General features: G+C 71.1%; 12 protein-coding genes. 3 read left to right on the forward strand and 9 right to left on the reverse strand.

Annotation, left to right across the window (positions count from 1 at the left end):
* Positions 1 to 12: 12 nt before the first annotated feature.
* From GA0070604_RS16365 to GA0070604_RS16390, 6 genes are read right to left on the reverse strand one after another with little or no spacing between them, the layout of a single operon-like run.
* A complete protein-coding gene (locus tag GA0070604_RS16365) occupies positions 13 to 1,431 on the reverse strand; it encodes an RtcB family protein (protein ID WP_091118724.1) in 1,419 nt (472 codons plus the stop codon).
* A 46-nt stretch (positions 1,432 to 1,477) separates the two neighbouring features.
* Entirely contained in the window at positions 1,478 to 2,539 is a 1,062-nt protein-coding gene (locus tag GA0070604_RS16370; protein ID WP_244161937.1) for an ABC transporter ATP-binding protein, read from the reverse strand.
* Entirely contained in the window at positions 2,536 to 3,600 is a 1,065-nt protein-coding gene (locus GA0070604_RS16375) for an ABC transporter ATP-binding protein (RefSeq protein ID WP_091118725.1), read from the reverse strand. Before GA0070604_RS16375 ends, GA0070604_RS16370 begins: the two co-directional genes overlap by 4 nt.
* A gap of 14 nt (positions 3,601 to 3,614) precedes the next feature.
* Complete coding sequence (locus tag GA0070604_RS16380) at positions 3,615 to 4,604, reverse strand: ABC transporter permease (RefSeq protein ID WP_091127183.1); 990 nt, start codon at positions 4,602 to 4,604, stop codon at positions 3,615 to 3,617.
* Between the two features lie 59 nt (positions 4,605 to 4,663).
* Positions 4,664 to 6,415 (reverse strand): ABC transporter substrate-binding protein, encoded by a 1,752-nt coding sequence (locus tag GA0070604_RS16385; RefSeq protein WP_091118726.1) that lies wholly within the window; start codon positions 6,413 to 6,415, stop codon positions 4,664 to 4,666.
* Between the two features lie 57 nt (positions 6,416 to 6,472).
* Positions 6,473 to 7,507 carry an ABC transporter permease gene (locus tag GA0070604_RS16390; RefSeq protein WP_091118727.1) on the reverse strand — a complete coding sequence of 345 codons (1,035 nt, stop codon included), beginning with the start codon at positions 7,505 to 7,507 and terminating at the stop codon, positions 6,473 to 6,475.
* 490 nt (positions 7,508 to 7,997) lie between these two features.
* Here GA0070604_RS16390 and GA0070604_RS16395 point away from each other — a divergent pair, with 490 nt between their 5' ends.
* A complete protein-coding gene (locus tag GA0070604_RS16395) occupies positions 7,998 to 8,882 on the forward strand; it encodes a pentapeptide repeat-containing protein (RefSeq protein ID WP_244161938.1) in 885 nt (294 codons plus the stop codon).
* Positions 8,883 to 9,116: 234 nt separating this feature from the next.
* A complete protein-coding gene (locus tag GA0070604_RS16400) occupies positions 9,117 to 9,353 on the forward strand; it encodes a preprotein translocase YidC (RefSeq protein ID WP_091118729.1) in 237 nt (78 codons plus the stop codon).
* Positions 9,354 to 9,405: 52 nt separating this feature from the next.
* On the opposite strand, the gene GA0070604_RS16405 is transcribed toward GA0070604_RS16400, so the two are convergent.
* The 3 genes from GA0070604_RS16405 to rnhA all read right to left on the reverse strand — a co-directional run bounded on the left by GA0070604_RS16405 (position 9,406) and on the right by rnhA (position 11,453).
* The gene (locus GA0070604_RS16405; protein WP_244161939.1) at positions 9,406 to 9,672 is read right to left on the reverse strand and encodes a ferredoxin; all 267 of its coding nucleotides are present in this window, start codon (positions 9,670 to 9,672) and stop codon (positions 9,406 to 9,408) included.
* A complete protein-coding gene (locus tag GA0070604_RS16410; RefSeq protein WP_091118730.1) occupies positions 9,669 to 10,892 on the reverse strand; it encodes a cytochrome P450 in 1,224 nt (407 codons plus the stop codon). Before GA0070604_RS16410 ends, GA0070604_RS16405 begins: the two co-directional genes overlap by 4 nt.
* 84 nt (positions 10,893 to 10,976) lie before the next feature.
* A complete protein-coding gene (gene rnhA / locus GA0070604_RS16415) occupies positions 10,977 to 11,453 on the reverse strand; it encodes a ribonuclease HI (RefSeq protein ID WP_091118731.1) in 477 nt (158 codons plus the stop codon).
* Positions 11,454 to 11,585: 132 nt separating this feature from the next.
* Between rnhA and GA0070604_RS16420 the strand changes: the two genes are divergently transcribed.
* Positions 11,586 to 12,698, forward strand: a complete 1,113-nt coding sequence (locus tag GA0070604_RS16420) for a serine hydrolase domain-containing protein (protein WP_208602080.1) — start codon at positions 11,586 to 11,588, stop codon at positions 12,696 to 12,698.
* Positions 12,699 to 12,712: the final 14 nt, after the last annotated feature.

Below are 12,712 nucleotides of genomic sequence, written 5' to 3' on the forward strand. Positions count from 1 at the left end.
CTCGCGTACGGGTCAGCCCTTCACCACGCCGACCGGGACGAGCCGGGCCACACGCCGGCAGAGCCCGGCCCCCTCGGTGGCCTCGATGACCGCGTTGATGTCCTTGTACGCGGCCGGCATCTCCTCGGCCAGTCCTCGCCGCGACTTGCCCCGCACCGCGATGTCCCGCGCCTCCAGTTCCCGGCGTGGATCATGCCCGCGCACCGCCTTGGTGGCCTGCTTGCGGCTCTGCGTACGGCCGGCGCCGTGGCAGGTGGAGGCGAAGGCCGGCGCTCCCGGCGTTCCGACCAGCACATACGAGTCGGTGCCCATCGACCCGGGGATCAGCACCGGCTGCCCGACCGGACGCAGGTCGTCCGGCAGGTCCGGGTGGCCCGGCGGCAGCGCCCGGGTGGCGCCCTTGCGGTGCACGCAGAGCCGCCGCTGGTCGCCGTCGACGCCGTGAGTCTCGATCTTCGCGAGGTTGTGCGAAACGTCGTACACCAGGCTCAGATCGCTTCCGGTGACCCGCTCGAAGACCTGCCGGGCGGCGTGGTGCAGCAGTTGCCGGTTGGCCCGGGCGTAGTTCGCCGCGGCGGCCATCGCGCCGAGGTAGGCCCGTCCCTCGTGGGACGACACCGGCGCGCAGGCGAGCTGCCGGTCCGGCACCTGGATGCCGTACCCGGGCATCGCCTTCTCCATGGCGTGGACGTAGTCGGTGCAGATCTGGTGGCCGAGCCCGCGCGAACCACAGTGGATCATGACGCAGACCTGCCCGACACGCAGCCCGAAGGCGCCGGCCACCGGCTCGTCGTACACCTCCGCCACGGCCTGCACCTCAAGGAAGTGGTTGCCCGAGCCCAGGCTGCCGACCTGACCGGCGCCCCGCTGCACCGCCCGCTCGCTGACCTGGGCCGGATTCGCGTCGCCGACCGCGCCGTAGTCCTCGCACCGGTCCAGGTCGCGCTGCACCCCGTAGCCGCGCTCGACGGCGTACCGGGAGCCGCCGCGCAGCACGCCGTCGAGTTCCGTCCCGCCGGCCAGGTGCCACACCGCACCCTTGCCCATGCCGCGCGGGGTGGCCTCCCCCAGGCTGTCCATCAGCGCGTCGAGGCGGGGGCGTAGCTCGGCGCGGTCGAGCCCGGCGGCGAGCAGCCGCACCCCGCAGGAGATGTCGAAGCCCACCCCGCCGGGCGAGACCACCCCGCCGGCCTCGACGTCGGTGGCGGCGACGCCGCCGATCGGGAAGCCGTAACCCAGGTGCACATCCGGCATGGCGTAGGAGGCGCCGACGATGCCGGGCAGGGTGGCCACGTTCGCGACCTGGTCCAGCGACCGGTCCGCCCGGGCGTCCGGCAGCAGCGACCGGGACGCGAAGACCACGCCCGGGACCCGCATCGGATCATGCCGGTCGATCCGGAACCGGTACGGCGACTCCTCGACCAGCTCCATGGCGCCGGCCTACCCCGCTGCGGGGCGGTTACACCCGGTTCAACGTTCAACCCACCGCGGCGTCCCTGGCTTGAGCCAGCGCTCCGCTCTGCGGGTAGTGGCAGGCTGTGAGCTGGTGGCCGTCGTCGCGGGTGACCAGTGCCGGTTCCTCCGCGGCGCAGCGGTCCTGGGCTTTCCAGCAGCGGGTACGGAACCGGCAGCCCGACGGGGGGTTCAACGGGGTGGGCACGTCCCCGGTGAGGCGGATACGTCCGGCCGGCCCGAGCGTGGTGACGTCCGGGATGGCGGACAGCAGTGCCCGGGTGTACGGGTGCTGGGGCCGTTCGTAGATGTCGTCGCGGTCGCCGACCTCGACGATCTTGCCGAGGTACATGACGGCGACCCGGTGGCAGAAGTGCCGGACCACGGCCAGGTCGTGTGCGATGAACACGAACGCCAGGTCGAGGTCGCGTTGCAGATCGCGCAGCAGGTTGATGACCTGGGCCTGGATGGACACGTCCAGGGCGGAGACGGGCTCGTCGGCGACGATGAGTTTCGGGCGCAGCGCGAGGGCGCGGGCGATGCCGATACGTTGGCGTTGCCCGCCGGAGAACTCGTGCGGGTAACGGTTGTAGTGCTCCGGGTTCAACCCGACCAGTTCAAGGAGCTCCTGCACGCGTTTCTTGATCCCGCCGGGCGGGTTGACGCCGTTGACCTGCAACGGCATGGCCACGATCCGGCCGACGGTGTGGCGGGGGTTCAGCGACGCGTACGGGTCCTGGAAGATGATCTGCAGGTCCTGCCGCAGCGACCGTAGCTCGCCACGGCGGGCGTGGGTGATGTCCCGGCCGGCGAACTCGATCGACCCGGCGGTCGGTTCCAGCAGCCGCACCAGCATCCGCCCGGTCGTGGTCTTGCCACACCCGGACTCCCCGACCAGGCCCAACGTCTCACCCGGACGCACCTCGAAATCCAGGCCGTCGACCGCCCGTACGGCGCCCCTGGCCCGGAAGCCCTCCCGCACCGGGAAGTGCTTGGTCAACCCGCGCACCCTGAGCAGCGGCTCGGCGTCGCGCGGCTCGGGTTCGCCGACGATGGCCGCCGGCAGACGCCCGTTGATGGTGCTCATCTCGCCACCCCCACCTGGGCGATCTCGTCGCGGTAGATGCGCTGCCGGACGGCCTCCGGCAGGTGGCAGGCGACCAGGTGGCCACGCTCGACCACCTGCCGCAGTTCGGGGACATCGGTGACTGAGCGGTCGCCGTTGCGGCCGGCGTAGCGGCAGCGCGGGTGGAACGCGCACCCCGACGGCAGATTGATCAACGACGGCGGATTGCCCCTGATCGGCACCAAATCCGCGTCCGCATCACCATGCAACGACGGCACACTCGACAACAAACCCCACGTGTACGGATGCTGCGGCCGACGCAACACCTGCTCCACACTGCCGTACTCGACCGCCCGACCCCCATACATCACCAACACGTCATCAGCCACCTGACTGACAACACCCAGGTCATGCGTGATCAGAATGATCGCCGACCGGAACTCCGCCTGCAGATCCGCCAACAGATCCAGAATCTGCGCCTGCACAGTGACATCAAGAGCGGTGGTCGGCTCATCCGCGATCACCAGATCCGGATCATTCACCAGAGCCATCGCGATCATCGCCCGCTGCCGCATCCCACCCGAGAACTCATGCGGATACTGATCGAACCGCTTCCCCGGCTGCGGAATCCCCACCCGACCCAACATGTCCACCGCCCGCTGCCGGGCCTCCCGCCGACCCGCCCTCGGATGATGCACCCGATACGCCTCAGCGATCTGCCGACCAACCGTGTAGTACGGATGCAACGCCGACAACGGATCCTGGAAGATCATCGCCATGTCCCGGCCCCGCAGCCGCCGCACCTCCTCCTCCGGCAACCCGACCAACTGACGCCCACCCACCGAGATCTCCCCGGTGATCCTGGCCCGCTTCGCGTTGTGCAGACCCAGCACCGCCAACGACGTGACGCTCTTCCCCGAGCCCGACTCACCCACGATCCCCAGCGTGCGGCCCCGCTCCACCGAGAACGACACCCCGTCCACCGCCCGGACCACACCGTCCTCGGTGTCGAACCGCACCCGCAGATCCTTGACCCGCAGATAGGGACCCTCACCGGAGCGTTGTACCGGAAGCCCTGCCATGTCGCTCCCTCCCGTCAGCTCAGCCGCACCCGCGGGTCGATGACCGCGTAGAGCACGTCGACCACGATGTTGGCGACCACGATGAACACCGCCGCCAGCAGCACGGTCGCCATGACCACCGGCAGGTTGAGGAACTGCACCGCCTCCACGGTGGCCTTGCCCAGCCCTTGAAGGCCGAAGATGGTCTCGGTGATGAAGGTGCCGCCGAGGCTGGTTCCGATGTCGAGCCCGGCGATCGTGACGATGGGGGTGATCGCGGCCCGCAGCGCGTGGCGCAGGTGCACCTGCCGGCTGGAGAGCCCCTTCGCCCGCGCCGTACGCACGAAGTCCTCCGACAGGGTCTCCAGCATCTGCGCCCGGGACAGCCGGGCGTACAGGGCGGAGTTGAGGAAGCCGAGCGTCATCCAGGGCAGCAGCAGGCCCACCGCCCAGCGGGCCGGATTCTCGGTCAGCGGAGTGTAGCTGGGGAACGGCAGCAGCCCGGTGGCGTACACCAGCAGGTAGAGCAGGATCAGCCCGAAGAAGTAGACCTGCATGGACGCCCCGGCCAGGGTGATGCCGATCGCGGCCCGGTCGAAGGCCGTGCCGCGGCGCAGCGCCGACACCATGCCCAGCGAGATGCCCAACGCCAGCCAGAGCACCGCGCCGCCGAAGACGATGCTGAAGGTCACCGGGAGGCGCTGAATGATGATCTCGGTCACCGGCTGGTTGTTGCGGAACGAGTAGCCCAGGCAGGGCGCCGGGCACTCCTGCCGGAAGTCCCCGGACCCGTAGGTACGGCCGACGAAGACGCCCTTGACGAAGTCGGCGTACTGGCGGGGCAGCGGCTGGTCGATGCCGAGCCGCTGCTCGACCTGGGCGATGTCCTCGGCGGTGCAGTTCCGGCCGCACATCACCTTGGCCGGGCTGCTCGGCACCGCGAAGAAGAGACCGAAGGTGATCAGGCTGATAACGGCCAGGGTCACCCCGGCGACGAGCAGCCGCCGGATGACGAAACGGAGCACGGGTACCCCTCCCCGGTGGACGGTGGGGGCGGCCCGGTTCGGGCCGCCCCCACGGGTGGTCACTGCTTCACGTAGATGCCGTTGAGCGAGATGATGCCGTAGGCGTCGCTGAGGAAGGTGTTGCCGACCTTCGATCCGTGCAGCTCGTACGCGGCGTCGTAGTAGAGGGGTACGACCGGGGCGTAGTCCCGCATGATCTTCTCGTCCAGGGCCATCCAGCCGGCGTCCTGCTCCCCGGCGGGCAGCTTACGAACCCGGTCGACCTCGGCGCTGATCGTCGACTCGTTCAGGTACGAGAGGTTGTTGTTCCCCTCGGCGACGATCTCCCGCCCGTCGTAGACCGGCGGGATGATGGTGGAGCCGGTCGGCCAGTCCGAGCCCCAGCCGCCGATGTAGAGGTCGTACGGGTTGTTCTTGCGGCCGACCTCGTCGTAGTAGCTGCTGCTCTCGATGGGCTTCATGACGATGTCGAAGCCCATGACGGTGAGGTTCTTCCGGATCGCCTCGGCCTGCTGGGTCCGCAGCTCGGTGTTGGCGTGGGCCAGCACCAGCTTCGGCTTCTTGCCGCCGAGCAGCTCGGTCACCTTGGCCTTGTCACCGGTGAGGGGGGCGTTGAAGGCGTCGTACTTCTTCCAACCGGCGGTGGTCGGCGACATGAGCGTGGTGGCCGGGGAGCCGGCGGCCTGCCCGCCGATCGCCTTGAGCACGGCGTCCTTGTCGATGGCGTAGTTCAACGCCCGGCGCACGTTCAGGTCGGTGACCCGCTGGTTGTTGATGTTCAGCACCCAGGTGTACTGCGTCGGGCCCTTGACCACCCGCTCGACGACTCCGGCGCTGGTGGTCCGGGGCAGCACGGCCGGTGGCACGTCGGTCCAGCTCAGCGCGGCCTGGTCGGCCGGGGCGTCGGCGACGAGGCGCTCGGCGATCTGCGCCTGCTCCAGCCCGAAGGTGATCCGGATCGCGTCCGGGTAGGCGTTGCGCAGCGGGTCGGTCTTCGGGTCCCAGTTCGGGTTGCGCTCCAGTTCCAGCGCGACGTCCCGCTGGTACGACTTCACCTTGTACGGGCCGGACGAGAAGGGCCGCAGGTCGTAGTTCGCCCGGGTGTCCTTGGCGGCGGGGACGGGTGCGCTGGTCGGCAGCGCCGCCGCGTACGGCATGTCGCAGTGCGACTCGGGGAAGGTGAACCGGATGGTCCGGTCGTCGGGCGTCTCGATGCCGTCCGGAACGGTCTTGCCGCCGTCGTACGGTCCCTGGTACTTCGCGTTGTACACCCCGCCCGGGTAGAGCCACTGCTGGATGTAGTGCGGGCCCTCGTTGAGGCTGCCCGCGAACGAGCGGGCGATGCCGTACGCGACGTCCTTGCTGGTGACCGGGGAGCCGTCCTCGTACTTCACGCCCTCCCGGAGGGTGAACTCCCACACCTTGCAGTCCTTGTTGACGTCCTTGCCGGGATCGGTGGCGAGGTCGCCGACGAGCAGCAGTTTGCCGCTGCCGTCCTCCTTGTAACCGTTGAGCGCGCGATAGAGCAGCCCGCCGGTCACCTGCTGCACGTTGACGTAGTTGCGGGCCGGGTCGAGGTGCTCGAAGTCGGAGTTCTGCATGATGGTGAGCGTCCCGCCGCGGCTGGCCCCGTCGACCGCCTTCGCCGGGCCCTGGTTGTCGGCGGCCTCATAGGAGATCAAGCCGGTCTGGGTCTTCGTCTTACCGTCGTCGCCGCCACCACCGCCGCTGTCGGTGGTGGGGCTGCAACCGGCGGCGACCAGCGCCGCGGCGAGGACACCCGTGGTCAGTGTCCGGGTTCGTGCTCGCACGGTGTGCTCCCTTCCCGCCCGGCGGCCCCGCCGGCCGGGCATGTTGATGGCCGAGGGTTACCGGGTCGATCGGGGATCCAGCGAGTCGCGCAGCGCGTCTCCGAAGAGGTTGAACGCCAGGACCAGCAGGAAGATCGTCAATCCGGGGAACAGGGTGTACCAGGGGTCGCTCGCGACGTAGCCGATGCTGTTGTAGATCATCCGGCCGAGGTCGGGCGTGGGTTCGGTGACGCCGATGTTGACAAACGCCAGGGCCGCCTCGATGGCGATGAACTGCGGCACGTTCAGCGAGACCGTGACCAGGATCGGCGCCCAGATGTTCGGCAGCAGTTGCCGGAACAGGATGTGCCCGGTGCCCGCGCCGGCGGCCCGGGCGGCCTCGACGAACTCCCGTTCGCGCAGCGAGATCACCTGCCCGCGCACCAACCGTGCCGTGTACGTCCAGCTGAACAGGCCGAAGGTGGCGATGATCAGCCCCACCCGGAAGGCGGGTGACGGTGCCTCGCGGTCGGTGTAGAACCGGTCCTCGAGGATAGGGATCACCGCGAGGGCGAAAATGAGGAACGGAAACGCCAGCGTGAGGTCGATCACCCAGTTCACGACGCTGTCCAGCCAGCCGCGCGCCCAACCGGCCAGCACGCCGACCATCACCCCGATGAGGGAGGCCACCAGGGCCGAGGCGAAGGCGATGAACAGGGACGTCCGCAGGCCGTACACCAGCTGAAGGAGGATGTCACGGCCGCTGCCTGGTTCGAGGCCGAGCCAGTGCTCGGCGTTGATGCCGCCGGCGTATCCGATCGGCATTCCGAAATCGTTGAGCCGGTCGACGAACTTGTCCGTCGGGTCGATTCCGGTCAGCCAGCCGAGCAGCGGCGCGCCGAGGGCGACGACCGCGGCGACGAGCAGGGTCAGCGCGCTCAACCGCGCCGTCCGATCCCGCTTCAGACGCAGCCAGGCGAGCTGGTTGGGCGACCGGCCGACGATCTCCCGGCGGCCGTCCGCGGACGGCGTGGGATCGGCGTCGACGGCGATGGCCGAGGCGGACGAATCACCGGGTGTGGCCAACGACGGTGGGTGGGACATGTCGCTCATGAGAAGCCCTCCGGACGGCGACGAATACGTCCTTCACCCGAAGGTAAACCGGTGGCGAGCGGCGAATTGAATCGTTACGGTAACGGCCGGATTGGTTGTCAGACATTGACAACGATCTGGTCTACGCAATGACTCGTTGCAATAACGGAGCGCTTTGGTTGTCATCCGTTCGGTCATCGTCCTGGCAGTTCCTGAATACGCCGCCGCGTATCCGGGTCTCGGTTGTCACCCGTTCGGGCATTCCCACACGTCGGGCGCGGACCGGCTCAGCGGTCGAGCGAGATGGACGCCCGGATGAGGTAACCGACCTGGGCGGCGAAGCCCGCCTTCCTCACCGCCACGATACGGAGCAACCCGGCATCCAGGGGCATAACGGTGCCGGATCACACCGAGCGACCCGGCCGCTCTCCCGCTGCCGGCAGGCGGGAGAATGGCACCGGGGCGCGGGCGGTCGAGGCCGGCGCTGGCGAGACGGGGGAGGCCGGGCAGGGTGTCCGAGGCGACGGAACGACCGGCGGCGAGCGGTGGGCGTGAGCTGCGGGCCGACTGTGCCCGGTGCTTCGGGATCTGCTGCGTCGCGCCGGCGTTCGCCGCCTCCGCCGACTTCGCCATCGACAAGCCGGCCGGCCGGCCCTGCCCGAACCTGCGCACCGACTCCCGCTGCGGCATCCACCGCGACCTGCGCCAGCGGGGCTTCGCCGGCTGCACGGTCTTCGACTGCTTCGGCGCCGGCCAGCACCTCGCGCAGGGCACCTTCGGCGGACGGGACTGGCGCGGCGACCCGACGACCGCCCGGCTGATGTTCGACACCTTCGCGGTGATGAGGCCGCTGCACGAGCTGCTCTGGTACCTGACCGAGGCCCTCGCGCTGACACCGGCCGGGTCACTCCGGGGCGACCTGGCCGCCGCCCTGGCGCAGACCGAACGGCTCACCGACGGCACGCCGGAGGAACTGCTCGCCCTGGACGTCGACGCGCATCGGAACCGGGTCAACCAGCTGCTGTCCCAGGCCGGCGAGCAGGCCCGGGCCGGACGCGCGGGCGTGGACCGGCGCGGCGCGGTGCTGATCGGGGCGGACCTGCGCCGGGCCGGGCTGTCCGGGGCGAACCTGCGCGGGGCCTGCCTCATCGGCGCCGACCTGCGCGAGGTCGACCTGGGCGCGGCGGACCTGACCGGCGCCGACCTACGCGGCGCCGACCTACGCGGCGCCGACCTCGGCCGATGCCTGTTCGTGCACCAGTCGCAGGTCGACGCCGCCCGCGGCGATCACCGGACCGTGCTACCGCCGGGCCTACGCCGGCCCGCACACTGGTCCCTCACGATCACCCCGGTCCGGCCCTCGCGCAAACGGGCCGCCACACGCCGCCGCCGCTGACCGCCGGGCGACGGACAGGCAGCGATCCACCTACGCGGACCCGGGTTGATCGACCCCGGACGCGGCAGCCTGGGCGTTTCACCACGCGGTCCGCGGGTCAGGCGGGTCACTCACCGGCCGGACATCGCACCGCGTGGATCCGCCCGCCCGACGCCACGCGTTTCGGAGTGTCGCAGCGGGGTAGCCGTCGTGCCACGCCACCTTTGGCGGCGCGGTACGACGGGAGGCGGACGGGTGGAGTATCGGGTACGCCAGGGCGAGCAGCCGGTCGATCCGGCGCACGCCGAGCATGAGGCCGGCCAGGCCCGGCTGGTTCAGGTCGACGCGGACACCGACGTGCCGGCGCCGGAGCCGGGCGCACCGAAGCCTGACGTGGTGACCGAGGACGACGGCTCCGGAGTGGCCGGCGGGTCCTCCGGCAGCAGCGCCGGTGGTTCCTCCATGCCGACACACCCGGACGCGCCCCGCTGACCGGGCGGCGGTGCCCGGCCCGGGGAGACGAGCCGGCCGGCGACGATGCTGATCAGCCCTCCGGCACCGGCGAGCCGCCGAATCCGGTGTGCTCCGGCTGGGGCGGCGGCTCGTCGAGGCTGATCGCCCCGGCCGGGCACAGGTCGACGGCCTGCCGGACCCGGTCGGCCACGTCCGGCGGCGGCTCGGCGACGCGGAGCAGTACGAGGCCGACCTCGTCGTCCTGGTCGAAGATCTCCGGCGCGGTCACCACGCAGTTGCCCGATCCGCAGCAGCGTTCCCGATTCACCCGCACCCGCACGGCCGCCCCCTCGGTCACCAGGTCACCGGTAGCGCTTCGAGGCCGAACACGACCGAGGCGTCCCGGGTCGGCGGGCGCCCGGCGACCGTGGCGGGGCGCAGCCGGGGGAACCGTCGGGCCAGCTCCACCAGGGCGATCCGCAGTTCCGCCCGCGCGAGCGGCTGCCCGATGCACTGGTGCATCCCGAACCCGAACGCCACGTGCTGCTGCGCCTGCCGGTACGGGTCGAACTCGTCCGCCCGGTCGAAGGTGTCCGGGTCGCGGTTGGCCAGGGAGAGCACCGCGATCACGCCCTCGCCCGCCTGGATGAGCTGCCCACCTATCTCGGCGTCCGCCGTGGCGAGCCGGGGCAGGCCGTCGCGCACGATGCTCAGACAGCGCAGCAGCTCCTCGACCAGACCGTCGGCATGCCCCGGGTCCTCCCGCAGGGCGGCGTACCGGGCGGGGTGCCGCAACAGCAGCAGGGTGCTCAGGCCGATCATGTTGGCGGTGGTCTCGTGGCCGGCGATGAGCAGCAGCACCGCCATGCCGACCAGCTCGTCGACGGCCAGCTCGCCGGTGTCGACCCGGTCCCGGGCCAGTCTGCTGAGCAGATCGTCGGTGCGGTCGCCGGCGGCCACCTTCGTCTCGACCAGTCGGCGCAGGTAGTCGCGCAGCTCCCGCGCGTGCCGCTGGCGGTGTTCCGGTGACGCGTCGCGGTCGATCAGCGTCCGGCTGCGTTCCTGGAAGAACTCATGGTCGGCGTACGGGACGCCGAGCAGGTGACAGATCACCATGGACGGCACCGGCAGGGCGAAGTGCGCCACCAGGTCGGCGGGCGGACCGGCATCACGCAGCCCGTCCAGGGCCTGGTCGACGGTCTGCCGGATCAGCGGTTCGATCCGCCGAACATTCCTGATCATGAACTCGGCAGTGAGCATCCGGCGCAGCCGCGCGTGCTCCACCCCGTCCATCCGGATGAAGCCGCCCCGCCGGTCGCCGAGCGCGGCCGGGGCCAGCCGGCGCAGCAGGGGGAAGCCCGGCCGGCCGAGGTCGGCGCTGAAGTCGGGATGGCGCAGCAGTTGGCGGACGTCAGCGTGCCGGGTGACCAGCCAGGCGGTCGCGTCGGTGGGGAGCCGGACCCGGGTCACCGGCCCGGAGAAACGGTGCCGCTCCGCCGCGTCCAGCGGGACGAGCGGGTCGCGGTCGAGGTTGATCGGCGGCCACAGCGGCAGGTCGGTGAGCGGTGAGACGGTCACGTGGACACCTCCGAAGGCGACTGTCCGTGACGGTGTCAATCCGTTACGTTACCCATCGACCAGGTTGAACACAACCCGTCGGCGTCAGCGGGCCGCCACCGCCTCCGCCCGAGCCTCGGCCATGCCCCGGTTGGCCAGCGCGTCGGCGCGCTCGTTCTCCGGGTGTCCGTTGTGCCCCTTCACCCAGAGCCAGGTCACGTCGTGCCGGGCACAGGCCGCCTCCAGCCGCTGCCACAGGTCGGCGTTCTTGACCGGCTGCTTCGCCGCGGTCAGCCAGCCGTTGCGCTTCCAGGACGCGAGCCAGCCGGTGATGCCGTTGCGCACGTACGTGCTGTCGGTGTGCAGACGTACGGTGACCGGCCGGGTCAGGCTCTCCAGCGCGCGGATCGCGGCCGTCAGCTCCATCCGGTTGTTCGTCGTCGGCGTCGCCTCACCGCCGCACAGCTCACGCTCGTGCTCACCCCAGCGCAGCACCACGCCCCAGCCACCCGGGCCCGGATTGCCGCTGCACGCCCCGTCGGTCCAGATCTCCACGACCCGGCCGGTCGCCGCCTCCGCCATGCCGGCAACCTACCCGGTACGCCGAGCGGCCGGGTCGGCCGACCCGCCGGGGGCGGGCCCGATCCGCTCCCCCGGCCCGCCGAGGAGAAATACCCACGACACCGGCACGGCCCTCTGGCAGGGTGAGCGATCGTGGACGGACGCTGGGACGGCCTGCGGGCCGAGGTGCGAGCAACGATCGACGACCTGGTCTCCTCCGGCCGGGAGAGCGGCGTGCAGGTGGCCGCCTACCTGGACGGGCAGCCGATCGTGCAGGAACAGGCCGGCCTCGCCGACGCCAGCACCGGGCGACCCGTCACCGCCGACACGCCGGTGCACGCGGTCTCCACCGGCAAGGGGCTCACCGCCACCGTGGCGCACGTCCTCGCCGAACGGGGGCAACTCGACTACGACCTGCGTATCGCCGACGTGTGGCCGGAGTTCGCCCGGCACGGCAAGGAGCGCGTCACGCTGCGGCACGCCCTCACCCACACCGCCGGGCTGCCGGCGCTGCCGGCCGACATCACCGCTGAGGACTTCACCGACTGGGACCGGATGTGCGCGCTGATCGCCGACACCGAGCCTCGGTGGGCACCCGGGACGCGGCTCGCGTACCACGCGTGGACGTTCGGCTGGCTCGTCGGGGAGGTGATCCGGCGGGTGACCGGCCGGCGGATCTCCGAGGTGCTCGCCGAGGAGGTGGCCGTCCCGCTCGGCGTGCCCGGGGAACTCTTCCTCGGGGTGCCCGAGGCGGACCTGCCCCGGCTGGCCCGGCTGGAGGACGCCGGCCTGACGGAGATGATCACGTACGCGAGCGCCCACCTGCCGAACTTCGACGCGGTGGCCCCGCCCGGCGTACGACCCGACGCGACGATCGGCAGCCGCCCCGACGTGCTGCGCGCCGAGGTGCCCGCGGTCGGCACGATGAGCGCCCGCGCGGCCGCCCGGATGTACGCGGCGTTGCTCGGCCCGGTCGACGGCGTACGGCTGATCTCACCGGAGCGACTGCGGGAGGTGTCGGCGGTGGCGGTCCGCGCCGAGGAGTGGGTGTTCGGGCAGGAAGCCACCTTCGGCCTGGGGTACGCGGTCGACGACGACGGCTCGTTCGGCACCGCCGGCAGCGGCGGCAGCCTCGCGTTCGCGTACCCACGGTTGGGGCTGACGGTGGCGGCGGTGCGCAACCGGCTCGGCGCGGGCGACGGCGACCCGATGGAGCGGCTCCGGGTGCTGGTCCGGGACGCCGTCGCCCGGGAACTCGGCCGGTAGGCCGCACGGACGGC

The organism is Micromonospora eburnea (assembly GCF_900090225.1).
GTDB classification, from domain to species: domain Bacteria; phylum Actinomycetota; class Actinomycetes; order Mycobacteriales; family Micromonosporaceae; genus Micromonospora; species Micromonospora eburnea.